The organism is Nostoc sp. UHCC 0251 (assembly GCF_034932245.1).
Taxonomy (GTDB): domain Bacteria; phylum Cyanobacteriota; class Cyanobacteriia; order Cyanobacteriales; family Nostocaceae; genus Nostoc.
In genome coordinates, this window is the sequence record NZ_JAYGHD010000022.1 from 17,359 (window position 1) to 43,265 (window position 25,907).

Below are 25,907 nucleotides of genomic sequence, written 5' to 3' on the forward strand. Positions count from 1 at the left end.
TTATTAAACTTGGCTCTGTCGTTTCCTAATTAGTACAGCACGGCAGAAATCAAGCTAAAATTAGAAGCAGTCAAAAGGTTCCATCATAAGCATTTTAAATTTTGCGTACTCCTTCCATACTGAACGCTGCGTGAAAAAAGAAGCAAGCGACACGCGCCATCTCAAAGAATTACGGTATTAGCTATTGATTTTAGCTAGAAGAGACAAGATTTTAATAATCTCTTGATATTTGTCTTTTGAGTAACTTTGTTATCCGTGGAATTTACTGCAAGCACTTGCCATTGTCAGCCCCAGAAACACCGATTTAAACTGCTGATCCTACTATCCGTTAGTAGTTGATCATTTTAATTAGGATTGATCTGCTCTAAAGGAGGAGAGAATAAACAAAAATTTTAAAGCAATGATAATAAAACTTTAAAGATAAAATGAAGCTGAAATAAGCTTTTTGGAAAGTTAGTCAATCAAGCAAATTTTTAAAGATCAAATAAACTTTCTCATAAATTATTAATACCATTGTATCATTAGTAATACTTAGATAAACAATAATTGAAATCATATAAAGTTAACAAACTTTATATGATTACTATGTGACTTTTGAAAAACATCCTACTCCTGTACCTTTCTTCTTTCGTGTTCCCTCCTGCATAAGTAAGTTGCTCAATCAAATCAGATTGCTACATCAACTATTAACAATTCAAATTCATTATCTCACGCCTCTTTCTACAACCATGAGAACCGGACGCTTGCTCCTCTCTAAGAGACGCTGCGTGTAGGTTGCTTCTCCATAGGAATTCATTGCAACGCAGTGGTTCTCTTTGGAAGAAGGGGTTTTAACCCTTTAATTTACCATAATTAAGCATCTGCATAAAATTCATTCAGATTAGTTTGACGTATGAACATTCAAGAGTTATTAACTATTGCGGACAAAGTGGTATCGAAATCATCTGGCAGACACTTGACTGATTTACAAAGTGATTTGTTAAAAGCATCTTCTGAAAATCAGACATACGAACAGTTTGCCAACGATCGCGGCTACTGCCTCGATTACATAAAGAAGGATGTAGGTTCTGCGTTATGGCAATTGCTATCTCAAGCATTAGGAGAGAAAGTTACAAAAAAGAACTTTCGGCAAGCATTAGTGCGATATCAACAGGCTGAAAAATTTGGTAATTATAACGAAAAAGAAAAACAACAATATTTTGGCATTTACCTGATGTTCTGGCTTTGTAGGCAAGCACAGAATAATTCGACAACCTTTGAGAGTTCATACTACAGCATAGATGCCGAGTAATACTGACGCCTGGGAATTAAAACTTTATTCATTGAAAATTTCAAATACTTACAAAATATGCTTTTCACCCGTATCAAGAAGGATGAAAATAATCATAAATTTCTTGAGCCAAACGCGGGCCTATTCCTGGAACCTCAGCAAGTTGTGTGGGTGCCGCTTGCCGAATATAATCAACTGAGCGAAAATGCCCTAGTAACTGCTTTTGTCGATGATGTCCTAAGCCAGGAATTTCATCTAAACGCGATCGCTTCAATTTATCACTGCGTTGCTGACGATGAAAAGTCACTGCAAATCGGTGCGCTTCATCTCGCAACCGCCGCAACAACTGCACCCCTGATTGTTCTGAATCAGTTGTTAAAGGTTTAGATTCTCCCGGTAAAAAAATCTCTTCTCGCTGCTTCGCCAGACTTACAACTCGCAAGTCTTCTAATAAATTCATCTCTTGCAAAACGGCGACAACGGATGATAATTGACCTTTACCACCATCGATCATGATTAAATCAGGCCAATCTGGATTACCCAAACGTGACAACTGTGGATCGTCGCCATACTTACGGAACCGTCGCCCAATAACTTCAGCAAGACTAGCAAAATCATCTGAATGTCCCGCCGTCACTGTGGGATTTTTAATTTTATAGTGGCGATAATGCTGTTTGGCGGGTAAACCGTCGATGAACACAACTTGCGAAGCTACTGCATTTGAACCTTGAATGTGGGAAATGTCATAACCTTCGATGCGGTGGGGTACATCTGGTAAATCAAGAATAGCTGCTAAGTCTTGCATTGCTTGGTCGTTGCGATCGCCTAATTTCTGCATTCTTTGCAATTCATACTGGGCATTTCGCTCTACCATCTCAATTAATTCTGCCTTAGTTTGCCGCAAAGGAGTCAAGATTGTGACTTTTTTCCCTTTGCGTTGAGTTAAGACATCCGCCAATATCTCGCTATCTGGTATATCATGCTGTACCAAAATTTCTAAAGGTATTTCCACTGAGTCAGCAGTTTGGTAATGTTCCTCTAAAGCTCGTTGTAAAATAGCTCCCGGTTCTGCGTGAGCATCCGCCACAAAGGCCAAGCGTCCTACCAATTGTCCAGCACGAATCTGGAATAGTTGGATGCAGGCGTGTTGTTCATTTGCTGCCAGTGCGATCGCATCCCGCGAAACTGTATCATCTGGTAAGGAAACTTTTTGATTGGCTGTCAGCGACTTTAACCCAGAAATTTGATCCCGAATCCGCGCTGCTGTCTCAAAATTCAAGTTTTCAGCTGCTGCGTTCATCTGTTGAGTCAAAATATCAATCAGTTCCTGAGTTCGCCCTTGGAAGACCATCGCTATTTTTTGCACAATTTTGCGATATTCTTCTGGTGGAATCATCTGTTGACAAACACCCGGACAACGCCCTAAATCATAATTTAAGCAAGGACGATCTTTAAAAAGTGGTTGAGGTCGTTGTCGCTGTGGGAAGATCCGCTTACACAGGCGGACAATTTCTCGTAAAAGACCAGCATCAGTATAAGGCCCGTAAAATTTATCCTTTTCTTTACCGAATTGACGTTTACGGGTAATAAAAATTCGCGGATAATCTTCTGACCAAGTGATGCAGAGATAAGGATATTTTTTATCATCTTTGAGCAGCACGTTAAAGTATGGCTGGTGCTGCTTGATCAAATTGGCTTCTAGTGCTAACGCTTCAGTTTCAGTATCAGTGACGATAAATTCAATTTCTGTCACCAACTTCACCATCGTGGCGATGCGTTCACTCTTGTTGTAGCCATCCCGAAAATAGGAACGGACACGCGATCGCAACTTACGTGATTTACCTATATATATAATGCGATCGCTACTGTCCCGCATGAAATAAACCCCCGGTTCCGGTGGAATTTCGGCTAGCCGGTTTTCCAGTCGTTCTGGCTCTTTAACCAGTGGTAGTATTTGAGTAGATATTGCCACAATTAAAATTAGGTAATCTTTCTTTATTTTAAGAAAAATTATTTTTTCGTGCCGATTTAACAAGTAAAAATAAAGTAGCCGTCATGAACTGTATACACCAGAACACATAAAAGAGGGGCTAGGGGCTAGTTTTCGACCTAGATGTTTGCCCAAAAACTTGCTGCAAGCATCAGAACTTTCGAGCAGACAGGAGTTGTGATCTTAATCATCGGCTGCTAAGTAGGACGGCGTAAATAATTAAAGGTTTGTAGTGTAACCCTTGAGGGGCCTTGCTCATGGAGAAGACTAAAGTCTCACAAAAGGCTAAAGCCGCTCACTACGAACCTATTTAAACACTTTTACGTTACTCAAATAACATATAGCGGTTCCCACATGGGTAAGGTACAGAAAAAATAATTAACCACAGATGAACACAGATATTCATAGGGAGACGACATTTCCTATTCAAATCAGAATCGCTATAGTTTGGTTTATTCACAATTCACTTACTGTCAGAATAAAAACTTTGCTTTGTGAATCCATAATTAATATTTTTTAATTGAGAATACTTGATTATTCAAAATTTTATATTTTAGATAAAAATATTTTTAATATTGAGTTTTATAACTCTAGTTTTTGATTATATATTGATTATATAAATCCTAGATAAATAATTTATTAATTAGCAATATTTAACTTTTTATAATGAACTTATAATATTAAGCGAATTAACGGATTTACTAAGGTAAATTTAAGATTATGATTGAGAATATAGCTATATATAATGTTTTCCGACAATAGATAAACTATGAATTTGCAAGACTTTGAAGCCCAGTACCGTGAAGCTATGGCTGAAACACTCAATGATCTGCAAACAGCAGTTTTGTTGTTAGCGCAAGTACAACAAAGAATTTCAAAAATTGGCAGTTCTGTGCAACATATTAGTGAACGAGTAGAAGAGTTTATTGCAGAGCAAAAAGCTGAATAAATGCACGCCCCGTAGAAAAGTTTATCTGTGGCGACAAGTCAACTCTTCTTCAATTGTAAAAATGAGATCCTTGAGTTTTAAAGGTTTGACAAAATAGCGACATGCGCCCAAACTTAGAGCTAGTTCTTGATCTGCTTTAAAAGCAAAGGCTGAAACCACAATGATAGGTGTTTTTAACAAATCAGGTTTTTCCTGGACTTGTTTTAAGAGCGAATAACCGTCAATATCTGGCAATTTCAAGTCCAATAAGATTAAATCTGGCTCAAATTTATCTATAGTTGAGAAAAAAGTAGAGCCTTCTGATAAGCTTTGGACATCGTACCCACAGTAACTTAGATAGTCACTCAGCAACATCCGATTGAGATAATGGTCTTCAACTAGCAAAACTCGTCTAACCTTGTGTGACCGCAATGGCTTATTTATATTGAGTAATTGTGCTGTCATTACTACCTATTATCTTAAGTAAAAGCCAAAAATTATTACCATAAACTATAATGGTATTGCATTTAAACGGTGAAATGAATAGAGATTTTACTTATGCAATCTACTGAAAACATTTATAAATTAAATTTACTTGTACTATAATACTTAAATAATATTAAAATTAATGTCATTTTCATGAAAACTTAAGATTTTCTTTACGTTAATTTTATATTTTATAGTATTAAATAAAATGCTGCTTTTAAAAATTGAATAGTCTAATTTTTGTGAGTAGAGGTACTTATACAAATTCTGCATGAAAATGCGCCAAACTATATGAGAAACGTAGACGCAAAGAGGTGAAGCAGCGTGAGGCTTCCGTCAACGCAGAGCGTCTGTCTGCGACACTCTCTGCGTAAGCGTCCCGCAGGGTATGACACAAAGAAAAAGGAAGCCAATAAAATTTTACTTTTAAACCAAGGATGAAAAATTTAAATCCCTAGAAAAACCGAAAAAGTTCAAAAATAATGCCTGTTTTGCTTGTATAGCAGTATTGTAAGCTTTTTAGCGGATTGTTTGAGCATACTAAATATTGAAAAGCCAAAAATTTTAACTTTGAAGTTAAAATCATCTTCTAGCTGGAAGGAAGTATCCATAAAAAAAGGGAGGTGTTAGCTCCCTTACTTAGTTGTAGTCTTGAACCCGCAATCTTAAATAGATGCTTTTTTAAATTTGCGTTGGGTAGCAAACACACCAGCAATACCTAACAGACCCAGTATTACTGATGGTTCTGGGACTGCTGCGGGAGGTACACCTTTGATAGTGACTTCGTAATTACCACTGTGGGATATTTTATCGCTTATTTCAACTAAACCAGACTTGGTAGCTTTAAAGCTATACAAGTAATCAGTTTTGCCGTCATAAGTGTATTTGACAATTTCACTTGCTTGTAATGGAAATAATGGGTTAGACGGCAGCCCTAGAAGGGGTGCGGCATCAAAGTGACCTGCTAAACCAATACTAATTAAACCACTAGTGTCATCTTGATTGACATAGGAAATATTCGGATCACTAAAGCGTTGAAATCCCCCTTTTGTAAGAAAACTGTTAAACAAAGTCTGTTGAGTATAGCCGAACGCACCGAGTAAAGGACTAGTGATACTATTAGAACTTAGAACTTGATTAAACCAGGTGTTGGCTAAGTTATTTAACCCATACGTCGTAGTTGTTTGACCGACTCCAAACCAGTCATCAGAAGTTAGGCTGCTTAGAGTCAGGGTTTTCCCACCGATTGTACCTGTCAAGGTGGTGTTTTTGCTAAAATCAAAACTAGCTTGTTCACTACTAGCAGCTAGCTCCACATTTCCAGTCGGACTGGCGGCGTTACCACTTAGAACTTTTTGTACATTTTCACTAGTATTTGCTACTGTGAAGGTATTTGTAGCATTGGAATCATAGACTAAATAATCACTGGCTGCTGTTCCACCAATAGTAGCACCAGCGAGGGTGCCGGCTTGTGCTGGTACAGTGGCAAGAGCGCTCACACCAATAGCCATTGAGGCACCAATCACAAGCTTCTGAAAAGTCATTTTCATTTTTTCAAGTCTCTATCAGTTTGGAAGTTAAGTTTTAAACTACTGCCGTTTATAGGCTTGGGCTGTTTTGACTACAGGCTTTTTGGCAATACAGGTGCTTAAAAACGCAACTTGCATTGTTAGCCATCTTTGGTAGTTGAGCGTACAAACCCAGTTTAAGAAAGGGGGAGACCTGATTGGGTAAAGTTGCTGCTGATTATCAATGAAAAGATGACAAATGTTTCTAGATTTTTATAAGTTTAATTACTTATTTTTCTGAAATAAGATAGTAATTAAGAATACAGAGAGATAATTTTAAATTCAGTATAATACGGTCATTAGCAGGGGCGCACATCTCATCTATACGCTCCTACCGCATGTTCTATCCATAAACTAAACTTGACTGCAAAAAATGTTTGGTGTTCAGCTTGAAAAGAAATTCAATGAAGGAACTGGGCAATTCTTTCCACAGCAGTTTCTAACAAAGGTGGCTCATGCACCAAAGCAAAACGGACATACCCTTCTCCAGATTTGCCAAAGCCAGCACCTGGGGAAGCGGCTACACCAGTTTGTTTGACTAGCTGTGTACAAAATTCAATGGAGTTTTGACTCCAAGCTGAGGGCAATTTTGCCCAGATGTACATTGTGGCTTTGGGAGTAGGAACGTTCCAGCCAATGCGGTGTAAAGCAGTGATGAAAGCATCACGGCGCTGCTGGAAGGTAGCGACAGTAGATTTTACCCCAGCTTGAGGACCAGTCAGGGCAGCGATCGCACCATTCAAAATTCCCCGATACTGATTAAAATCAACAGCGGCTTTTACCTGGCGTAAAGCCTTAATTAACTGGGCATTACCGATTGCGTAGCCAATACGGAATCCGCCCATATTGTAGGACTTAGAAAGGGTGAAAAATTCAATCGAGACGCTTTTCTCTGGATCAGCTTGCAGAATTGAAGGGACTAGGGATTTTGGATTAAAAGAAGAATCTGCCGACTCTCTAGTTTCCTCAAATACCAAATCTACGTAGGGGAAATCGTGAACCAAGGCGAGATTGTGTTGTTGACAGAAAGCGACAGCTTCTTGGAAGAAAGATAAAGGTGCGATCGCGGAGGTGGGATTATGAGGATAGCTTAATACCATCATCCGCGACTGGGCCAAGACTGGAGCAGGAATATCAGCAAACACTGGTAAAAAACCGTTTTCTGCCAGTAGTGGCATCGGGTAGATTTGACCACTGGCTAGGTAGACTCCCCCCGTATGGGAGGGATAACCTGGATCGAGCAAGAGAGCGAAATCTCCTGGATTGAGTATTGCTAGGGGTAAATGGGCTGTCCCTTCCTGAGAACCAATTAAAGGTAGTACCTCAGTTTGAGGATCGACTTTGATACCAAATTTTTGTTCGTACCAGTTAGCCGCGGCTTGGCGAAATCCTTGGGTACCGTTAAATAACAGATAGCCGTGGGTACTGCGATCGTGGAGTGATTGGGCGATCGCCTCAATGACATGTGCCTCAGCCGGCAAATCAGAAGACCCCAACGACAAATCAATTACTTCTTGTCCAGCTGCCAAAGCGATTGCCTTGGCTCTGTCCATATCAGCAAATACATTAGATTGCAGGGGTTGTAAACGCTTTGCAAATTGCATATTAGTCATTTGTCCTTTGTCACTAGTCATTTGTCCTTTGTCCTTTGTACTTTGTCAAATGACCAATACAACTCTTGGAGAGGCTGCGCCCTAAGCGTAGCTATGCCGCAGGCTTTACGACAACGCGGTAGTTGAGCGCAGTCGAAACTCAGTACAAGTGACCAATGACCAATGACCAATGACTAATTACTATTTAGGTGGGTATCTAAGAGTTCGAGTAATTTATCTTTGCCGATGACTCCCTCAGTCGAAATCAAAACTTCCTGGCCTTGAAATAGTCTGAGGGCTGGTACACCTTCCACTTGGTACTGCTTAACAGTAAGTGGGTTGGGGTCAATTTCCATTTTAACGATTTTGAGGCGATCGCTATATTTGGTAGCAGCTGAGTTAATCAGGGGCGACATCAATTGACAAGGCCCACACCAGGAAGCCCAAAAGTAAACTAATACAGGCTGTTCAGCTTTTAACACTTCTGTTTCAAACTCAGCATCAGTTATGGTGATTACAGCCTTACTCATTGCAGTCTCCATCAGGGGGCGATCAAAGTTGGCACACACAATACTTTATCCCAAAGTAGCCAATAGTTAATAGTCAATAATTCATAGTGATTTTGACTATTGACTATTGACTAATGACGTAAAATCCCACAACCAACAGGTGTGGGACTGGTTCAAATAAGTTTTCTACCAATTTTACAGTTGATCCAATTGCTTGCGTAAGGAATCCAACTCGGCATCAACCACCTCGTTAGACTTAGGAGCAGTGGTTTCTTGTTGCGGTGGTAGTTGCGCTTGAGTTACAGGAGTAGCGGGTGGTAGCATTTGCGCTTTTAAAGCTGCCAATTCATCATCAACATCGCTACCACCTTCCAACTGGGCAAATTGGGTTTCTAAATCTGCACCTGCTAACTCTCCTAGTGCCTGGGCCCGGGATTCTTGCATCAAGACTTTTTCTTCCATCCGCTCGAAGGCAGACATTGCACTGCTGGTATTCATCCCACGCACCATGCCTTGGAGTTGCTCTTGGGCTTTGGCAGTGGTGATCCGAGCTTTAAGCATTTCTTTCTTGGTTTTAGCTTCAGAAATCTTGCTTTCTAACTGGATTAAGTTGCGCTTGAGGGTTTCAACTTGAGTGCTTTGGGTATCCAAGCTAGCTTTGAGGGCGGCGCTGGTGTCAGTATAAGTTTTTTTGCGCTCTAGAGCTTGCCTTGCTAGGTTCTCATCACCTTTTTGTAGTGCTAGTTGGGCATTGCGTTGCCACTTATTGATTTCATTTTGGGCATCATTGTACTGTTTTTCACTGCGTTTTTGGGCAGCGATCGCCTGGGCTACTCCCTGACGCAGCTGAACCAAGTCTTCCTGCATTTCCAGGATGGCTTGTTCTAGCATTTTTTCGGGGTCTTCGGCTTTGTTAACCAAGTCGTTGAGGTTAGAACTAACTACTCGCTTAATGCGATCGAATAATCCCATAACTTTGTTTTTCCTTGTGTGGTTTACGCTTTTTGCTGGACAGTTAGCTTTTTTATTTTTTAATAGCTACCTATTTCAATGTAATCTTTCCGGTTTAAATCAGTACCTTCTAACAGTTCTTAATTGTTAAGATATCTCCAAAGTGGGGTAATTGGCCGAACTTCAACCAAGAGGTAGGGGGCATGGGGCATGGGGCATTGGGCATTGGGCATTGGGCATTGGGCATGGCGCATGGCGCATGGGGCATTAGGCATAGGCAAGAGGACTTTGAGACAAGGGGAAAGACTTGTTTCAAGTTCTCACTTCTTGTCTCCTTGTCCCCCTCATCTTCCTCATCTCCCTCATCTCCCCCTGCCCCCTGCCCCCTGCCCCCTTGCCTGTCTTCAAGAGTCCTCGGTTTTGGGTAACTGCTGTTGCGGAGGTGTCTTCTGATTTTCCTGCGTGAGGAGATTGTTGTGCTGTGTGTTTTCTGCCCCGTTTAAAACCTGTACCTTCATCGCTGCCAATTCGGCATCTACATTATTAGTAGATTCTAAGGAAGTAAATTGTGTTTCCAAGTCATCGCTACCGAGTTGAGCTATTGCTTCTGATTTAGACTCTATCTGCAAAACTTTTTCTTCCATCCGCTCAAAAGCACTCAGACTGCTGGTGGCAGAAACTCCACCAAGCATTTCCTGGAGGCGAGAAGACGCTTCAGCAGAACGGGCGCGAGCAATATACATATCTTTTTTTGTTTTCGCCTCGGAAATTTTTAACTCTAGCGATCGCATATCCTTTTTTAGCCTAGCTACGATATCGTTTTGCTGCTCTATCTGGGAAAAGAGGGCTGTAGCGGTTTCTTTGTAAGCTTGGCGCTTAGTCAAAGCTTCGCGTGCTAGAGGTTCGTTGCCTTGTTGCAGGGCTAATTGAGCGCGGCGATACCATTCTTCTGTTTGAGACTGAGCAGCAGCAGCCTGCCGTTCAGTGCGTTTCTGGGTAGCGATCGCTTGTGCTACACCCTGCCGCAATCGCACTAGATTTTCCTGCATCTCTAGGACAGTTTGCTCTAGAATCTTTTCTGGATCTTCTGCACCACCAATCAAACTATTGAGATTAGCGCGAATCACCCGCAGGATACGCTTGATTAATTCCATGTCGGCTCTCCATTCACGAAATTCAGTGCTGAGTAATGAGTTTTAATAATTACTCATCACCGCATAATGTGGATGCCACATCCCAACTAATTGAGTGCTGAGTGAAGAAAAATTACTGGGTACTAATGTACTTTGTAAGAGCTACGCAGAGCATTGCCTCAAGTGGCGTAGCACTCTTCATCCAGGACTCAGCACTCATGACTCAGGACTGTTATCTCATGGTATCGTAGATTTTTGCAACTTATGGCTGCTGAACCCGTGCCTTGATTCCCTTTCTCTCTAACAATTTCAGATGTTGTTGTACTTGCTCTTTAGTCTTAAAAGCACCCAGATAAATCAATTCTTTGCTGGGTGATAAATAAGCATCAGGAATTATTTCTCGTGCTGAGGCTAAAGCTGCGCCTTTATTATCTATCACTACATGATAGAACCCATCTGTTGCTGGTTTGATTTCTGAATCCGGCTTTGGTGAGGGTGTGATTGCCTGGGGCGATATTTTCGCCGTTGAAGCGGGAGGCAAATTCAAAGGAGGCAAGGGTTGTACCCTTGGTACTCGTGCTAAAGCGATCGGATCTCTAGGTTTTACGGCTGTATTGGTGTCAGGCAATGCCGCTTGAGGATTTGCGGGGTTTTGCGGAACGACTGGATTAGGTACTACTGCCAGGGTTGGTTGGACTTTGGGTTTTAAGCCAACTAAATCATTGGGGCCTCTCACCTCAGGAAATTCTTCAGCAGCTAGATTGGGATACTTGGGTATGGATGTACTTGGTGGCTTGATCTGAGGTTGGACATTACTCGCAACTTGCTCAGTATTTTCTGGTGCAGGAGACGAGTTACCGTTAAATAACTTGCCTAAATTTAATTGTGACAAGCTTTTGGGATTGAAGACTACATAACCCAAGGTAAGACTTGCTACCAATAGGAGCAACATCGAGCCGATACCCAAAGGTGATAGTAGACTGTCGCTAGAATTGCTTGGTTTCTTGGTTTCTAGTTGTTCTTCTGTCAGACTTCGCAGCAGTGCTTCACTAGATTCCAAATAGTCATCTGGGTGCTTAGGGGTGTCATCTGGCTGCAAGAGATTTTCGCTCTTATTATCTTTAACGAGGGCTGGCACTATGCTGCTACTAAAGTTGGGCGGTGGCGGTGGAAGTTGAGTTTGTGTTTTAGCAGCATCATGGGTGGAGGGCAAATTGAGATTATTTAGTTCCTCGGTGTTTGCCGCAGCTGGTGCTGGTTGCTTTTGAGGATTTACGGGTACAGATGCGGGTGGTACGTCAATTTTTGCCGTATCTGGCGCTGGGGTTCCCTGATGATTCACAGTTAAAGCTCCAGGCGGCACGTTGCTTTTAATTTCTGTTACTAATGACTGAGTTGTAACTGATGTTGTAGGGATAGCAGTCAAAGACTGGGATTGACTACTCATGTAGCTTACAACACGGGGCTGCTTCGATGACCCCAAACCAGTTCGCGTGCGTCGGTATCGAGCTAACTCTTGATCGAGAGGTACCTCTAAACTCGCTAGTGCTGCTGCTAGTACTGGTTTCAATCCAGATGTTTTAGACGATTGAGTACCGGAATCGTTCAGGGGGTTTTGAGTCATTGCCTCTGCGCCTCAAACTTAGATTGTTGGAATTAACTTTAGATAGATATATTTGTGACAATAGTAGCGAAAATTATCTAAATAGATAGATTGGGCATGGGGCATTGGGCATAGGGCATTGGGAAGAGGACTTGGGGACAAGGTGACTTGTTCAAGTTCTCACAAGTCACCTTGTCCCCCTGCTCCCCTGCTCCCCACTCCCCACTCCAAACTTTTAACGATGTCGTTGAAATCAATTAATGATATTTTAGGTGTTCTGGAAAAGCAGGCGAAATGGCAAGAACAACCATTTCAACGCCTGCTCAAGTGTTGGGCAGAAGTTGTTGGGCCAGTGGTTGCCGCACATACTCGACCATTGTCGATTCAACGCGATGTTTTGTCGGTAGCAACTTCTAGTGCTGCTTGGGCGCAAAACCTGACTTTTGGCCGCACGTCTCTGCTTTTAAAGTTGAATAAAAAACTGCCAACGCCTTTGGTTGATATTCGCTTCTCTACTGCTGGCTGGCAAAATCCGTCTGTGGAGATAAAACAGCAACAAACGATTTCGCCCCATGAGCATCCCAGTTACCTTGGTGATGAGATTAGCTGCCCTGATATTACACCCACCAAGGATGTGAATGCTGCTTTTGGAAATTGGGCTAAGATCATGCGATCGCGATCGCATGGCTTACCCCTTTGTCCTCAATGTGAATCTCCTACCCCACCCGGTGAACTCCAGCGCTGGACAGTCTGTTCTATCTGTGCTGCTAAACAGTTTTGAAGGGAGTCATACCAATTCACAATTCGCAATTCGCAATTCGCAATTAAAAAACTTAGATGCAGCAAAGCTTTCAGGGGTTACATCTGTATCAGATTTTTCGTGAAATGGTATTCAGTCCCGATCTAAATTAAAAGCAAAATAGTTTTGTGATTATTCGTTGAGCAGAATTTATTTTAAAGTAAGTTGCTGCTGCCATATAAATAGAAAAGTTTTAATTCTTGAGAAAAAAGATGTTTTATGGCTAGAATATGTCGAATGTGGTATACGAAGTAGACGATTTATCACAAATTATCTGCCTTAACCTATCCTTAAGGAGGAATTTAAAAGGCTGAATAAATCAAAATCTTTACTTTTACTCTTGATCCCTAATAAGTTTTAGCCAAAATCTATAGGTAAGCACTATCAGGATTATTTAAAAATATAACAAGATTATAAAAATATCCTAAAGTTTATTTTTTCGTCGGGATCGCTGAAACCTATAGAAAATAATGACTTTTTGGCTTTTCTCCGTCTTTATATATAGAAGCAAAATATAAAGATGAAATTCAGCCAGAAACGGCACTAAAGATAAATCTAATGAAACCAATTAAATTTTTAGCATCTGCCTGTAGATATTGCCGTCATTACCAGCCAGAAGGTCGCCGTGGCGGAACGTGCCAGCAGTTGGGAGCACCTGTTCAAGCAACTTGGAAGGCTTGCTCTTTGGCACTCCCGCCTTTTGCACCTTCTTGGGAAACCTTGGAAGATGCTTGGAGTTTGCCAGATGCAGCCCCAGTTTTAACATCATCTCACTCCTTAGCCTCAGATTTAGACAATGCTGCTCTTACCCCTGTTGAGGAAATAACTGCCTCTATCTGCGAACAGGTAAAGACTAAAGCAGTGGTTATTTAGTCATCCATTATTACTGAACTCAGTTTGTAGTTTGCTTAAGATAAGATTTGTTTTTAAGATATTTAGTGCCGTAAATGTTGACATCTACAAAAATCGCACCCTTTAGCTTGGTGCGATTTTTGCAATTTTAAGGTAGCCAAGGAAAAGAGCGAAAATCTGGTGGACGCTTTTCGAGAAAGGCTTGTTTGCCCTCAGACCCCTCTTCTGTCATGTAATAAAGTAGGGTGGCATTGCCAGCTAACTCTTGTAAACCAGCTTGTCCGTCACAATCAGCATTGAACGCGGCTTTGAGACACCGAATTGCGATCGGGCTTTTTTCTAAAATCTCCTGCGCCCATTGAATACCTTCCGCTTCTAGTTGTTCGATTGGGACGACGCAATTAATTAAGCCCATTTCTAGCGCTTGTTGTGCATCATATTGACGGCAGAGAAACCAAATTTCTCTAGCTTTCTTTTGTCCTACAATGCGGGCGAGATAGCTAGCTCCAAAACCACCGTCGAAACTGCCGACTTTCGGGCCAGTCTGCCCAAAAATAGCGTTATCAGCAGCGATAGTAAGGTCGCAAATCAAGTGTAGGACATGTCCACCACCGATCGCATATCCAGCTACTAAAGCAATCACAACTTTCGGCATGGAACGAATCAGGCGTTGTAAGTCCAACACATTCAAGCGAGGGATGCCAGTATCGTCTACATAACCCGCATGTCCCCGCACACTTTGATCGCCACCAGAACAGAAAGCATATTTGCCATCAGTGTGTGGACCATAGCCCGTAAATAGGACGACACCAATAGTAGTATCTTCACGAGCATTACAGAAAGCGTCGTACAGTTCAAAGACTGTTTCAGGACGAAAAGCATTGCGTTTATGGGGACGGTTGATGGTGATTTTTGCAATACCATCAGTTTTTTGATACAGAATATCTTCGTAGGTTTTGGCGGTTTCCCAGTTAATTTGCATTGTATAGAGTGCGCTGTTGTGCTTGAGAATTTTATCGCGGACGTAGGGACATGCGATACCTGCGGTGGTCACTGAGCTAAGTCGAAGTGTGGGCTACGCCTACGCTAAAATTGGTATCTCAACCCTTTACAATCTGGTAATCGTCTGGGTGTTGAGGAATAAAAATGCGACGTGACACCATTTTCTATAAATTATTTAAGCAATTCCCCGGTTTGCTGTTTGAATTAGTAGATGAACCACCCCCAGAAGCGGAAAATTACCAGTTTGAATCAGTTGAAGTGAAAGAAACCGCGTTTCGGATTGATGGAGTATTTTTACCTCCGGCTGATGCAGTTTCCAAAACCGTCTTTTTTGCTGAAGTGCAGTTTCAGAAGGACGAAGACTTATATCACCGCTTCTTTAGCGAATTGTTTTTGTTTCTCTACCGCAACTCTATTCGTTACGATGACTGGTTTGGGGTAATAATTTTTGCTTCTCGCAGTCTTGAACCTTCTAACTCAACAATTCACCGCGCTTTATTGGAAAGTGGTCAAGTCAGGCGGGTTTATCTGGATGAATTGGGGGATTTGCGACAACAACCTTTGGGATTGGGTTTGATGTTGCTGACAAATGTTACCTCTGAAACCGAAGCAGTGGAAGGGGCGCGGTTTTTGCTGGAGCAAGCACGGCAACAGTCAGAGCAAGCGATAATTGATTTAGTTACGACAATAATTGTTTACAAGTTTTCTAACCTGAGTCGAGAGGAGATTCAAGCGATGTTGGGACTGAATTTGGAAGAACCACGGGCTATTCTGGAAGCGAAGGAAGAAGGGAAGGTTGAAGGACGAGAGGAAGGAAAAGTCGAAGGAAAGGTTGAAGGAGAAAGAACGATCGTTTTACGACTATTAAATCGGCGCGTGGGTAATATTCCTGATACGCTTCTGTTCCAGATTCAAGGATTATCAACAGAACAGTTGGAAGCTTTAGGTGATGCTTTATTGGATTTCTCCACTCTTGCTGATTTGGAAGGGTGGTTACAAGGTGAAGTAAGCGGGTAAGTTTCGCGTAGAGGATAAGGCGATACCTGCGGTGGGCTACGCCTACGCACTCCGTAAAATAATTATGGTTACAAATAAAGTTTCCCGAAGTGAAGAAGTATTTGCAGACACGCGAGTATATCAGAAGCGGTGGAAGAAAAAGTGCGATCGCTCGTCCTCCCACTGTTAAAACGACTATTTGGTGAAATTGCTTAAGAAAGTTGTTGGAATTGAGATTGCGATCGTGGACTTGAAAGGGTGGTTACAAGATCAATTAAAAGGGGAAAATTTACACAGAGACGCTGAACTAAAATTTAAAGTTTTAATAAACAAGGCTATTTTAGCTTGCACTTAATTTTAAATGGCCTTATTATTTGTTTATTGGGCAACGCCCCGGGGTTTTCGTATGAAAGCCGAAATTTTAAAGACTCGGAAAAACTCCGGGTCTTTAGTTTTATATATCGTCAAAACAGCTATATTTTATACCCATCTGAGGTATTTTGTCCGGCTCTAGAACGCAATCGACAAGTTTTAACTTACTTTTAAGGGACTCATAAGTTCGGTAGCTTGGGTCATAACGTCCCTTTATTATTGGATACAAGACTAGATCAGCAAGCTGTATCATTGGTGATTTTTTAGTTTTACGCTGTGGTTCTCCTAACCAATTGATTTTAAATTTCTCTGCTGTTAGTCCCACATAAGCTGCTGAACTATGTGGGTCAAAATACATTCCTTGAGTTTTAAGTTCTTTCGCATATTCTAGAATTGCTCTATCTGCATCTTTCCCACTTTCCTCAAAAAAAATGCGTAGCTTGCGTTCTTTGTAAATCGCATATTTTACTGAACGTTCAGCTAAAATAGTGAAGGCAGTTTTACACATCATCCAAATATCGTTATTGTATTTGTTTTTATAACGAGCATTGTAACCTGGTCGGTGGATAGCACATGCAATGATAGTAAAGGGTAAATCGAGCATCAGCATTTCTAAGTCGCTTAAAAAATCCTGAGATTTATCTTTATTCTCTTCCTTACCTAACCAAGCAAAAGCTTTCTGTCGAGAACGAATTTTAGTAGAATGCAATGGTTCAGTAACATTCCATTTATTACAGAATTCTCGATGCGTTATTATAGTATGTTCTATATTCTCTTCCTCCACTAAAATTCCACCTAAAGCAAAGCAATCAATACCATCACGGCGCGGTATTGCTTCTGAATCTGGATTACGGCTACCAGAGTCATCAAAATAAAGATGAAGTTCATTTGTCATATTTTAAGCAATCTTGTGAACGCGCACTATTTTAATGTACTACATAGAGTAATAAATAATATTCAGTAAATTTAAGCTAAGGCATTTGTTGAAGCTATAACTGAACCAGATCGGTTATCGTTATTAGCAAGTAAAATACTTTTGGTAAATAATTATTAACTTTAATTTTACAAGCATTCTATTTAATCAGCAGATTCAATCCTGCGATTATAAAACACCTAACAGAATAGTTAAATTGTAATAACTGTGGCAAACCTACTCAAATTATCTTGTCGCCACTTTGCATCATTTTTGCGATCTGTCTGCAACTCCAAAACCCGAATTCCCTTAGTTGGGAGCGGGTTTAATCTTTGCTGCAACTGCTGCCAAGAAGTAATCAATTCATGCTGCACATTATAAGTAGCGCATAACTGAGCAAAATCAATATCCTGGGGAGTGCCGAAAAACTCTTCAAATGGTGGGTCAAACTTGGCAATGGGTAACATTTCAAAAATACCACCGCCATTGTTATTGATTAACACAATCGTGAGATGTCCCACGAACTTATTGCGGATTAAAAAACCATTTGTGTCATGCAACAGTGCTAAATCTCCCGTTAACATCACACTACTTTGCTGGCGATGGGCGATTCCTAAAGCTGTGGACAATGTGCCATCTATACCATTTGCACCCCGGTTAAAGTACGATCGCACTCCTAAATTATTCGGTTTCCAGAAATATTCCACATCCCGCACAGGCATACTATTGGCAATAAACAGAGGTGTTCCTGGCGGTAAAATCTGAGAAATTAACCAAGCTGCTTTACTCTCAATGATTTCATCTATTTTTCCCATTGTCTCGTCAACAGCTAACCTGACTTTAGTTTCTGCATCACACCATTGCTTTCCATAGTCTGAGGAGAAAGATAAATTTACCTCCTCTACTTTTATGTCTTCTACAGATATCCTTAAATGCGTCGTTCTCCCGTGTAAAGGGTCGAGGTTTTGATCACTCTTGTCAATTATCCAGCGTCGCGGTTGGGTTGCATCTATCCAGCTACGTAGTTCTTTACTTGTAGGCATTTCACCCACCTGAATCACCATTTCAGGCGCTAACTGCTTTGCTAGTTGCTGATTTCGCAAAATCAAGTCATAAGTGGAAATCAAATAAGGGTTGAGTTCAGCATAATTTCTCACTGGGGAAAGTCCCTCTGCTAGCACAGGCCATTTGAGAGTCTGGGAAAGGCGCGCGATCGCTTTACAATATTCCTGTGGTTGCGACGGTTGGGCAACACCTGCGATAATAATGCCGCGATCGCATTGTTTCCATTGTTGAGGAATGGGGAGTAGGGAACTTGTACTGAGCGCAGTCGTTGGCGCAGCCTCTCGTAGAGAAGTATGAGGAGTAGGGAATGGGGTAGTGTTTGCTATTCCTGCGAAAAAGTCTTCTGGTTGAAACTGCGATCGCAAATAACTCAAGTCAGTTCCATCAGGAAGAGGCGCTAGAGGATCGCGAAAGGGAATATTTAAATGTACTGGCCCCTTTGTAGGAGTTTGCGCTCTTTCCCAGCTATGAATTACCGTTTGTCGCAAGTAAGCTAACATTCCCATATCAGCAGAGGGTAAGGCTAACTCTGCTTGCCAATTTGGGTAGTTTCCATATAATCTCAATTGATCTACAGTTTGCCCAGAGTGACAATCTCGCAATTCTGGCGGCCTATCGGTGGTTAATATCAACAGTGGTACGTGGCTATATGAGGCTTCGATTACTGCTGAATAAAAATTAGCTCCTGCTGTACCAGAGGTGCAAACTAATACCACAGGGCGTCCGGTTGCTTTAGCTTGCCCCAAGGCAAAAAAGGCGGCAGAACGTTCATCGAGAATGGAAATCGCTTCAATTTCAGGTGCTTGTTGAGCAAAGGCGACTGCTAAGGGTGTGGAGCGTGATCCTGGACAAATGATGGCACAAGTCAATCCCAACCGCTTTAGCGTCTCTGTTAAGATATAAGCCCAAAGTTGATTAACATTCCTATAAGCGATCGGCATTAAATCAAACATAGCTATAAAACAATCTTAAATTTTAGATTTTATTTAGGGAAATTCAATTTAAAATCCATCTGGGAAAGTGGAGCAAGGAGAAGTCCGAAAATCGGCTTTTGACTCTCGAAATTTCTTTTTCAAAGACGCTGCGCGAACGGAAATAGCTTTCCGTAAGGGTGGATTGCAAGCGAACCCTCACAAATGCGGTGAGGTAACTCAACACCACTATGCAAGTTTACGAGAAAGAAAATCTCCAAGTAAACTTGCTCCACTTTCTACAAAATGCACAATTTGCTCTCAAACTTTTATGGACTGCATTCATTTAACGGGAATTCGCTGCTATGGCTACACTGGGTATCTGCCAGAAGAACAGGTACTAGGACAATGGTTTGAGGTTGATGTAAGGTTATGGTTAGATATCTCCACAGCGGCCAAGACTGACGCGATCGAAGACACTTTAGATTATCGCAGCGTCATTAGCTTGATACAACATCTGGTCAAAACGTCTAAGTTTGCTTTGATAGAGAAATTGGTAGCAACGATCGCAGATTCTATTCTCCAAGAATGTGATCGTGTAACACAAGTCCAAGTTATTCTGAGCAAACCTGCTGCACCTATTCCAGACTTTGGTGGCAAAATTAGCATTGAACTGACTAAACGTAAGTCCAATCTCTAAAGCACAAAACGTGTTTTTTTTGAATGTCTATTAAGCTAACAAACAGAGGGGGCTTATATGGAGCACAGAAGTATTTGACAAAGAGAACCTTTCCTGCAATTGCCTTCAGCACCCGCTCCTTCTCATAAATCTAAAAAATCATGTGATCTGCTGATGAGCATTTAACTTGCATATTTTCAGATCACAGGGTTTGTAATTAAGTATTAACCAAAAGTTATAAATAATTTGAAGTAATACTATTTTATTGACAATTTAAAATTCAATGCCAATTCTTTGTTCAATTGCACTAAATAAAGCTTGCTTGGTGAGGCAAGGTGCTTAAGCCACAAGTTCTAGAGCAATCTCACGGGTAATTGGTATAAGACAATTTTAGATGAGAATTTAAACTCCGACTGAGACAAAAATATTAATATAGGACTAGTATTTGATTTATGAACAAAATTAGGTGTTGTAGGGTGTGTTAGAACGGAGTTCGTAACGCACCATTATAGAGGGTTTGGTGCGTTACGCTGTCGCTAACACACCCTACGTATGTTTTCATAAATCAAACCGGATTCCTATAGTGAAAGCAGTACGAAACTCTTTAATCCCCAATTATGATTAAATTTTAGTAGTATTTATCGAATAAAATACTATTATATTACATATAGGCCACACTATTAAATTTTTCGATCTTGATGAAAGTGATGTACTGTAGTTTACCCAACTTTCATTCTTGATTAATTTGTACATAAATACTATACTTAATATTTATTTTCTTCAGAAAAGCTATTACATCTTCTTGAGAACAGCTTTTTGATTGTTAGTAATTACATGCTAATTTGTGTTTAATGCTATTAGCATGATATTAGCTGACTTAATTAAACAGAATTAGCTTTGACAACCACATAAATCTCAGAGGTTAATAACATGATGCTATTGGATAATTAGCTAGTATCTATTTCAAGCCAGAAGACAGAATAGTTAAATATTGTTTATGATAAGATAATGAATTTTAGATCGAATTGACACTGACAACAAAAATCTTAACCTTAGCAAACAGGTTACTGTAACATGTTCGCCCGCAAAATCCTAGTTGTTGAGGATGAAAAAATCCTAGCCTCAAATATTATAAAAAGTTTACAAAAATTAGGTTATTCTGTTTCAGAAACAACTAAGTCTGGTGAAGAAGCAATAAAAAAGATAGCAGAAACTCATCCACATTTAGTTCTAATTGATATTTGCCTAGCTGGAAAAATTGACGGTGTGCAGTTAGCGAATATTATTCAGAATCAGTTCCATCTTCCTGTATTATATCTAACAGATAGTTCTGAATATAAAGCATTACATACAAGTGAGCCTTTTAGTTACATAGCCAAACCATTTATTGAAAGTGATTTACATTTTGCAATTGAAATGGCGCTTTACAAACACCAGAGCAAAAAAATATTATATGAAGAAAAACAGAGGCTAACAGCAATTATTAACAGTATGGGCTGTGCAGTGATTGTTACCTATGCAAATGGTTGTATTCAAATGATGAATCCTCTAGCAGAACTAATCACTGGTTGGAAGCAAAGTGAAGCGTTTGGTAAAGATTTAGTAGAAGTTGTTAAGTTAGTTGATAAAGATATAGGAGAAACAATTGAAAATTTAATCGTAGATGTCATCGAATCAGGTGAAGTTTTGAATTTACCAGAAAATTGTACGCTGATTACTAAAGATGGCAAAGAAATAGCGATTGGCGATAACGTTGCACCTATCCGCGATCAAAATGGCAATATTACTGGCACGGTTTTAATTTTTCAAGACATCACCAAACGCAAGCAAACAGAGGCACAACTGATCCGCAATGCTTTTTATGATGGGCTGACAGCATTACCGAATCGTGTTTTATTTTTAGATCGCCTCAAACAAACCATCGAACGTAGTAAACGCAGAAGCGATTATTATTTTGCAGTTTTATTTTTGGATTTGGATGGCTTCAAAGAGATTAACGATCGCTTTGGGCATGGAATAGGGGATGATTTTTTAGTAGCGATCGCTAGACGTTTAGAGTCGTGCTTACGCAGTGGGGATACTGTAGCACGATTTGGTGGTGATGAATTTACAGTTCTTTTGGAGGATATTAAAGACATTACCGATGCTATTAATGTTGCCAAACGTATTCAAGACTCCTTAAAATTGCCAGTTAACCTCAATGGATATCAATTATCCACTACAGCTAGCATTGGTATCACTTGGAATTTTAGTAGTTATGAGGAGCCTGCAACTCTGCTGCGAGATGCTGATATTGCTATGTACCGAGCTAAACGACAGGGAAAAGCTACTTATTCCATATTTAGTTAAATATGTCAAAGACATACCTGAGAATGTTGTCGCTGCTGGTAATCCCTGCCGCGTTATTCGGTATTTATCCTAAAGTTTAAAACTTATATCCTCTAGCAATCCAATAGAGCCAGTCTGCGATCGCTTCTTGAGTTTCGCTGTCAGCATCGATAGCTGCTATTTCAGATAACTTTGCAGAATATACATCTTCATCCTTACCATTAATGTAAGCTACTTCTACAAGCATATCCTTTAAGCACTCATCATCTGGGGCCATACCCAGCACTTCCACTTCTTTCTCCTCTACAGAACCTGATTTGCGTCCCTTTTTAGTCCATTTAGCCATAAAGGGAAAATTCAGAGCCTCTTCGAGGTAGTAATACCAACCCATAGCCCGATCTTCTTTGTCTTCAGCATCTACAATGATTTCTGTTTTAATGCGATGCTCTCGGTTTTCGTCGGCTTCAACACTAGGCATAAATTAACGCTTTACGTATAATGCATTTTGATAATATTACCAAAGTCTTGGCTAAAAATAATTTTTATATATAGTTAAGTCTATAGAATTTCCCTATAAGAGATTCCCCAACCCCATTATAATAAAGGCTTTTAGGGTTCCCTGTTTTTAAGGAGGATCTAGGTTTTGGTTTTCAGTGCGTAAGTCCTGGCCTATCTAAGTTATACAAAAAACCGCTTGTCATTAACAAACGGTTTTCTAGTTATTGCCCTCAAAGGGGAACTTATTTGTTGCGCCAACATAGAAAGTTATTTCTTAGCAGGGAAGCGCGAAATTTTTGAGAGATTAAACAAGTCTCAAATCAGGATAATTTGCCAACACATCATCAGATGTCAGGGTATCACTTTCAGCTTGCGGAGTCCAAAGAACTTCAATTGCTAGAAGTTTCTCACTTGGGATACTACCAATTTGGCGCAAAGCTTGACGCAAATCATCAGCACTGTTAATCGCTGTGGGGATGTCAAACTTGCCTAGTGTCGCCGCTAGCAAGGTGACGATAATGTATTCACCAGGACCTTCGGTAAATAGGCGGGTGGGGTTGTCGAGTTCACCAGCCGGGGGTAAAGCATCTTTGGCAAGGGCTGCTTTTAACTGGTTGTTGACGTTAGAAAGAGTTTCTTCGTTAAACTTGCTGCGTTCTGCCAGTGATAGGCGGTTGAACTGAGACTCTGCTGAATTTAAACTAGCTTGTTGAGTGCCACCACCTGCATATACAAAGTATTCGGGATGACGGAGTAAAGCTAGGCTTGTTTCTTGGAGAATTTCTGCTCTTCCCTCTGGGCTGTTAGTATCAGCAGTTTCAGCAATGTGGTTGAGTTCATTTTGCAAACCACGGGCTTGAGCTAACAAACCTACTTGCAAACGAGTGACAGAAACAGAGGGGTTGCTGCTGTATCCTACTTCTTCTGTTTCACCGCCAGAGACACGGCGGAAAGTTTGCAATAAGAAATTAGCGATCGCAAAGAAGATTAAGATCCCAAATAGACCACCAAATCCTCCGCCAATACCCCAGAAGGGAAGTAGGAAGGGAAAGCCAAAACCACCACCAAAACCACCACCAGGATAGTATCCGCCGCCTCCGCCAGGAGGTGCATAGGTGCGCGGTGTATAGGTGCGGCTGGAAGGTACTCTAAAGGAGCCACCACCGATTCGACCCCCACTGCGGGCCGCTAATGCTCCATCGGCGTGACTAAAAGCCAAAGTTAACACCAAACTTAGGGCTAAGAAGGCTTTTAATAGCGGTTTGATGGTTTGTTGTAGTTTTTTACGCATAATACAATCGCTTGGAAAACGGAATTATTTATGATTTCTCCCCATGCTGGTAGGAGTGCTGCAATCTGTCGCTAACGCCAGCCCGTAACAAGCAAGCTTTGTAGCTTTCACGTAGCATAGGCTTTTAAAGGCTACATATTCAATCTACCGCGTCTTCTCTTGAGTAGGCAGCGATCGCAGGGGGGATTTCTCGACTGGGGAACCGAACCTTAAGATATGTTCATCATTACACAAAACCTATTGGACTAGCACTTCCAGACTAAGTTTTGAATTATACAGATGATTCAAAATTAGAATCATTATTTTGACTAATTATTTAATACTTAACCCTACTTGTTTTATCAGAAGACTAGGAGGATATTTCTCAAAAATAAGTAATATTTGATACATACAATACCTTGTTATTTATGCATACTTAGCAGGTTGACAAATGGATGTGATGCTTATCAGTAAGCGCAGATAGACACCAGATAGCTATCAAATACTTATCCACCTTTCTGGCATTTTGGCACAACACTTTAGACTAGACAGGATATTCTATTGAAGTAAGTAATTTTCGCAACAGTTCTTCACTGAGCAATTTGGCTACAAGTGCAAGATTTTATTTACTGCTCATCATGCACAGAAATTCTCAATTAGTGGGATAGTGGGAAATTTGCAGCAAAAATAAAATCAAAACAATCTTCCTGACTAATCTTCTAGAATAGCCTTCAAATTTGTCTACCACATCGGTTTTAAAAGAAATAAAATAAGAATTATAGTTTTGAAAGTAATCCTAATTGTAAATAAATTAAAAATTATTTGAAGTAAAATTATCAACTTGATTATGGAACATATTTCTCAACTAACAGCCGAAATCAGAGACAAAGCCGCATACCCAGATATCCTAGTTATATCCCGGATCTTCCTGCCGAAAGAAGCTGTAATTGGGGAATATATCTACAATCGTTGTCTCCAAGATCCAGAACGAGTAATTGTGCTAGCGGCTAGTTGCTCAGGAGATCAAATATTTGATGAAGGTCAACAATTTCCCATATATCGCTGGTTTTATCCTAAATACTGGCGTAGTGGCTGTGTGGGAAGTATTTTGAAGCCTTTGCTCAATATCATCTGCTCATTTGTCCTAGCAATTAAACTCTATTTTCGTTATCACTACCGTTATATAGAGTGGGGCCACGGCTATGACTTTCCTTCACTGTTGCTATTGAGCTATTTCTTACCTATTCGCTTTTTTATCTATCTACACGGGGATGATCTTCATTGTACTTTACATAATCCCGTGCTGCGATCGCTATTTAAACTAACACTCAAACGAGCCGAAGGTATTGTTTGTAACAGTTCTTATACACGAGACTATCTTAGAACTGCTTTCCGATTAAATACTCCTACCCACGTTATAAACCCAGTAATCAGACCAGAAAAATTTGGTAATAATGTAGCCAGTCCCAGTAGCCTTGATGATTTACGTGTTCGTGTGCGTCAGGCGTACAATATCCCCGATTCAGCAATAGTTATTCTCTCTATAGGAAGGCTAGTAAAACATAAAGGTTTCGACCGAGTAATTGATAATATCCCACTATTGCTAACCTTTGGGGTGGATGTTCACTATATAATCTGCGGCCAAGGGCCAAGTGAATCTGAACTGAAATCTCTGGCGTATCGTTTGCGGGTACATAAACGCGTCCATTTTGCGGGATATGTGCCGGAGCGGGAATTAGCAGGTTATTATGCAGCTTGCGATATTTTTGCCATGCTGAGTTTATTAGATGCTAAAGCTGATAATATCGAAGGTTTTGGTATGGTTTATTTAGAAGCAAGTTACTTCGGTAAGCCTATAATTACCTCTCGCTTAGGCAGTGTTCTAGACACAGTTCAGCATGAGGAGAATGGGATACTGGTTAATTCCAATTCTGGTTATGAAGTTTTTCAAGCTTTTAATCGGTTATGCAAAGACCAACAACTACGTGAGCAGCTTGGTCGCAAAGGTAAAGAACTAGCCAAGCGTAGAACCCTTCATCGATCGCTTTATAAATCAGAGGAGTAAAACGCGGTTTTGTCAACTTAAGGTGAAAGCTATGTCCCGCAAGGAACTGAAGTTCCTTGCGGGACATAGCTCAAGTCATCTAAAGATGACTAAATAATCCGAATAATCTTTAGTCTACTTTAGTAGA

Annotated in this window: 22 protein-coding genes; 8 read left to right on the forward strand and 14 right to left on the reverse strand. The window is 40.6% G+C overall.

Annotated elements, in window-relative coordinates; all coding sequences use genetic code 11:
- Nucleotides 1-892: 892 nt before the first annotated feature.
- The gene (locus VB740_RS04870; protein WP_323198934.1) at nt 893-1,291 is read left to right on the forward strand and encodes a hypothetical protein; all 399 of its coding nucleotides are present in this window, start codon (nt 893-895) and stop codon (nt 1,289-1,291) included.
- A 73-nt stretch (nt 1,292-1,364) separates the two neighbouring features.
- Here the strand turns inward: VB740_RS04870 and uvrC are convergent, their stop codons facing one another.
- Nucleotides 1,365-3,242 carry an excinuclease ABC subunit UvrC gene (uvrC, locus tag VB740_RS04875; protein ID WP_323198935.1) on the reverse strand — a complete coding sequence of 626 codons (1,878 nt, stop codon included), beginning with the start codon at nt 3,240-3,242 and terminating at the stop codon, nt 1,365-1,367.
- Nucleotides 3,243-4,029: 787 nt separating this feature from the next.
- Here uvrC and VB740_RS04880 point away from each other — a divergent pair.
- A complete protein-coding gene (locus tag VB740_RS04880; RefSeq protein WP_323198936.1) occupies nt 4,030-4,209 on the forward strand; it encodes a hypothetical protein in 180 nt (59 codons plus the stop codon).
- Nucleotides 4,210-4,230: 21 nt separating this feature from the next.
- Here VB740_RS04880 and VB740_RS04885 read toward each other — a convergent pair whose 3' ends face one another.
- From VB740_RS04885 to VB740_RS04920, 8 genes are all read right to left on the reverse strand, one after another.
- Entirely contained in the window at nt 4,231-4,653 is a 423-nt protein-coding gene (locus VB740_RS04885; RefSeq protein WP_323198937.1) for a response regulator, read from the reverse strand.
- Between the two features lie 686 nt (nt 4,654-5,339).
- Nucleotides 5,340-6,218 carry an NF038130 family PEP-CTERM protein gene (locus VB740_RS04890; RefSeq protein ID WP_323198938.1) on the reverse strand — a complete coding sequence of 293 codons (879 nt, stop codon included), beginning with the start codon at nt 6,216-6,218 and terminating at the stop codon, nt 5,340-5,342.
- 425 nt (nt 6,219-6,643) lie between these two features.
- Nucleotides 6,644-7,846 (reverse strand): LL-diaminopimelate aminotransferase, encoded by a 1,203-nt coding sequence (locus tag VB740_RS04895; protein WP_323198954.1) that lies wholly within the window; start codon nt 7,844-7,846, stop codon nt 6,644-6,646.
- A 182-nt stretch (nt 7,847-8,028) separates the two neighbouring features.
- Nucleotides 8,029-8,364 (reverse strand): thioredoxin family protein, encoded by a 336-nt coding sequence (locus tag VB740_RS04900; RefSeq protein ID WP_323198939.1) that lies wholly within the window; start codon nt 8,362-8,364, stop codon nt 8,029-8,031.
- Between the two features lie 174 nt (nt 8,365-8,538).
- Nucleotides 8,539-9,315: a PspA/IM30 family protein gene (locus tag VB740_RS04905; protein WP_190728225.1), complete on the reverse strand. Its 777-nt coding sequence runs from the start codon at nt 9,313-9,315 to the stop codon at nt 8,539-8,541.
- Between the two features lie 119 nt (nt 9,316-9,434).
- Nucleotides 9,435-9,569, reverse strand: a complete 135-nt coding sequence (locus VB740_RS04910) for a hypothetical protein (RefSeq protein WP_323198940.1) — start codon at nt 9,567-9,569, stop codon at nt 9,435-9,437.
- A gap of 129 nt (nt 9,570-9,698) precedes the next feature.
- Nucleotides 9,699-10,448: a PspA/IM30 family protein gene (locus VB740_RS04915; protein WP_323198941.1), complete on the reverse strand. Its 750-nt coding sequence runs from the start codon at nt 10,446-10,448 to the stop codon at nt 9,699-9,701.
- Between the two features lie 241 nt (nt 10,449-10,689).
- Nucleotides 10,690-12,051, reverse strand: coding sequence for a hypothetical protein (locus VB740_RS04920; RefSeq protein ID WP_323198942.1), 1,362 nt, complete (start codon nt 12,049-12,051; stop codon nt 10,690-10,692).
- 220 nt (nt 12,052-12,271) lie between these two features.
- On the opposite strand from VB740_RS04920, the gene VB740_RS04925 reads away from it, so the two are divergent.
- Both VB740_RS04925 and VB740_RS04930 read left to right on the forward strand, forming a co-directional pair.
- A complete protein-coding gene (locus tag VB740_RS04925; protein WP_323198943.1) occupies nt 12,272-12,811 on the forward strand; it encodes a DUF721 domain-containing protein in 540 nt (179 codons plus the stop codon).
- A gap of 576 nt (nt 12,812-13,387) precedes the next feature.
- Nucleotides 13,388-13,702: a hypothetical protein gene (locus VB740_RS04930; protein ID WP_323198944.1), complete on the forward strand. Its 315-nt coding sequence runs from the start codon at nt 13,388-13,390 to the stop codon at nt 13,700-13,702.
- 127 nt (nt 13,703-13,829) lie between these two features.
- Here VB740_RS04930 and menB read toward each other — a convergent pair whose 3' ends face one another.
- The gene (menB, locus tag VB740_RS04935; RefSeq protein WP_323198955.1) at nt 13,830-14,663 is read right to left on the reverse strand and encodes a 1,4-dihydroxy-2-naphthoyl-CoA synthase; all 834 of its coding nucleotides are present in this window, start codon (nt 14,661-14,663) and stop codon (nt 13,830-13,832) included.
- Between the two features lie 164 nt (nt 14,664-14,827).
- On the opposite strand from menB, the gene VB740_RS04940 reads away from it, so the two are divergent.
- Nucleotides 14,828-15,700 carry an Rpn family recombination-promoting nuclease/putative transposase gene (locus tag VB740_RS04940; protein WP_323198945.1) on the forward strand — a complete coding sequence of 291 codons (873 nt, stop codon included), beginning with the start codon at nt 14,828-14,830 and terminating at the stop codon, nt 15,698-15,700.
- Nucleotides 15,701-16,133: 433 nt separating this feature from the next.
- Here the strand turns inward: VB740_RS04940 and VB740_RS04945 are convergent, their stop codons facing one another.
- Nucleotides 16,134-16,946: a DUF3800 domain-containing protein gene (locus tag VB740_RS04945; RefSeq protein WP_323198946.1), complete on the reverse strand. Its 813-nt coding sequence runs from the start codon at nt 16,944-16,946 to the stop codon at nt 16,134-16,136.
- A gap of 230 nt (nt 16,947-17,176) precedes the next feature.
- Nucleotides 17,177-18,982: a 2-succinyl-5-enolpyruvyl-6-hydroxy-3-cyclohexene-1-carboxylic-acid synthase gene (gene menD / locus VB740_RS04950; RefSeq protein WP_323198947.1), complete on the reverse strand. Its 1,806-nt coding sequence runs from the start codon at nt 18,980-18,982 to the stop codon at nt 17,177-17,179.
- 289 nt (nt 18,983-19,271) lie between these two features.
- Here menD and folB point away from each other — a divergent pair, with 289 nt between their 5' ends.
- Together folB and VB740_RS04960 are read left to right on the forward strand one after the other, a co-directional pair.
- Nucleotides 19,272-19,640 (forward strand): dihydroneopterin aldolase, encoded by a 369-nt coding sequence (folB, locus tag VB740_RS04955; RefSeq protein WP_323198956.1) that lies wholly within the window; start codon nt 19,272-19,274, stop codon nt 19,638-19,640.
- Nucleotides 19,641-20,693: 1,053 nt separating this feature from the next.
- Entirely contained in the window at nt 20,694-21,968 is a 1,275-nt protein-coding gene (locus VB740_RS04960) for a diguanylate cyclase domain-containing protein (RefSeq protein ID WP_323198948.1), read from the forward strand.
- Between the two features lie 76 nt (nt 21,969-22,044).
- On the opposite strand, the gene VB740_RS04965 is transcribed toward VB740_RS04960, so the two are convergent.
- A complete protein-coding gene (locus VB740_RS04965; protein WP_323198949.1) occupies nt 22,045-22,425 on the reverse strand; it encodes a calcium-binding protein in 381 nt (126 codons plus the stop codon).
- A 324-nt stretch (nt 22,426-22,749) separates the two neighbouring features.
- Nucleotides 22,750-23,736 carry a DUF1517 domain-containing protein gene (locus tag VB740_RS04970; RefSeq protein ID WP_323198950.1) on the reverse strand — a complete coding sequence of 329 codons (987 nt, stop codon included), beginning with the start codon at nt 23,734-23,736 and terminating at the stop codon, nt 22,750-22,752.
- Between the two features lie 826 nt (nt 23,737-24,562).
- Here VB740_RS04970 and VB740_RS04975 point away from each other — a divergent pair.
- The gene (locus VB740_RS04975) at nt 24,563-25,780 is read left to right on the forward strand and encodes a glycosyltransferase family 4 protein (protein WP_323198951.1); all 1,218 of its coding nucleotides are present in this window, start codon (nt 24,563-24,565) and stop codon (nt 25,778-25,780) included.
- The last annotated feature ends 127 nt before the right edge of the window (nt 25,781-25,907 follow it).

What these genes read in the sequence shown, in the direction of transcription:
- VB740_RS04880 (WP_323198936.1), top strand. Translation starts at nt 4,030, where the DNA reads ATGAATTTGCAAGACTTTGAAGCCCAGTACCGTGAAGCTATGGCTGAA.
- VB740_RS04965 (WP_323198949.1), bottom strand. Translation starts at nt 22,425, where the DNA reads ATGCCTAGTGTTGAAGCCGACGAAAACCGAGAGCATCGCATTAAAACA.
- VB740_RS04970 (WP_323198950.1), bottom strand. Translation starts at nt 23,736, where the DNA reads ATGCGTAAAAAACTACAACAAACCATCAAACCGCTATTAAAAGCCTTC.
- VB740_RS04915 (WP_323198941.1), bottom strand. Translation starts at nt 10,448, where the DNA reads ATGGAATTAATCAAGCGTATCCTGCGGGTGATTCGCGCTAATCTCAAT.
- VB740_RS04940 (WP_323198945.1), top strand. Translation starts at nt 14,828, where the DNA reads ATGCGACGTGACACCATTTTCTATAAATTATTTAAGCAATTCCCCGGT.
- VB740_RS04910 (WP_323198940.1), bottom strand. Translation starts at nt 9,569, where the DNA reads ATGCCTAATGCCCCATGCGCCATGCGCCATGCCCAATGCCCAATGCCC.
- VB740_RS04900 (WP_323198939.1), bottom strand. Translation starts at nt 8,364, where the DNA reads ATGAGTAAGGCTGTAATCACCATAACTGATGCTGAGTTTGAAACAGAA.
- VB740_RS04920 (WP_323198942.1), bottom strand. Translation starts at nt 12,051, where the DNA reads ATGACTCAAAACCCCCTGAACGATTCCGGTACTCAATCGTCTAAAACA.
- VB740_RS04975 (WP_323198951.1), top strand. Translation starts at nt 24,563, where the DNA reads ATGGAACATATTTCTCAACTAACAGCCGAAATCAGAGACAAAGCCGCA.
- folB (WP_323198956.1), top strand. Translation starts at nt 19,272, where the DNA reads ATGGACTGCATTCATTTAACGGGAATTCGCTGCTATGGCTACACTGGG.
- VB740_RS04895 (WP_323198954.1), bottom strand. Translation starts at nt 7,846, where the DNA reads ATGCAATTTGCAAAGCGTTTACAACCCCTGCAATCTAATGTATTTGCT.
- VB740_RS04960 (WP_323198948.1), top strand. Translation starts at nt 20,694, where the DNA reads ATGTTCGCCCGCAAAATCCTAGTTGTTGAGGATGAAAAAATCCTAGCC.
- menB (WP_323198955.1), bottom strand. Translation starts at nt 14,663, where the DNA reads ATGCAAATTAACTGGGAAACCGCCAAAACCTACGAAGATATTCTGTAT.
- VB740_RS04930 (WP_323198944.1), top strand. Translation starts at nt 13,388, where the DNA reads ATGAAACCAATTAAATTTTTAGCATCTGCCTGTAGATATTGCCGTCAT.
- VB740_RS04885 (WP_323198937.1), bottom strand. Translation starts at nt 4,653, where the DNA reads ATGACAGCACAATTACTCAATATAAATAAGCCATTGCGGTCACACAAG.
- menD (WP_323198947.1), bottom strand. Translation starts at nt 18,982, where the DNA reads ATGTTTGATTTAATGCCGATCGCTTATAGGAATGTTAATCAACTTTGG.
- VB740_RS04925 (WP_323198943.1), top strand. Translation starts at nt 12,272, where the DNA reads ATGTCGTTGAAATCAATTAATGATATTTTAGGTGTTCTGGAAAAGCAG.
- VB740_RS04945 (WP_323198946.1), bottom strand. Translation starts at nt 16,946, where the DNA reads ATGACAAATGAACTTCATCTTTATTTTGATGACTCTGGTAGCCGTAAT.
- VB740_RS04870 (WP_323198934.1), top strand. Translation starts at nt 893, where the DNA reads ATGAACATTCAAGAGTTATTAACTATTGCGGACAAAGTGGTATCGAAA.
- VB740_RS04905 (WP_190728225.1), bottom strand. Translation starts at nt 9,315, where the DNA reads ATGGGATTATTCGATCGCATTAAGCGAGTAGTTAGTTCTAACCTCAAC.
- VB740_RS04890 (WP_323198938.1), bottom strand. Translation starts at nt 6,218, where the DNA reads ATGACTTTTCAGAAGCTTGTGATTGGTGCCTCAATGGCTATTGGTGTG.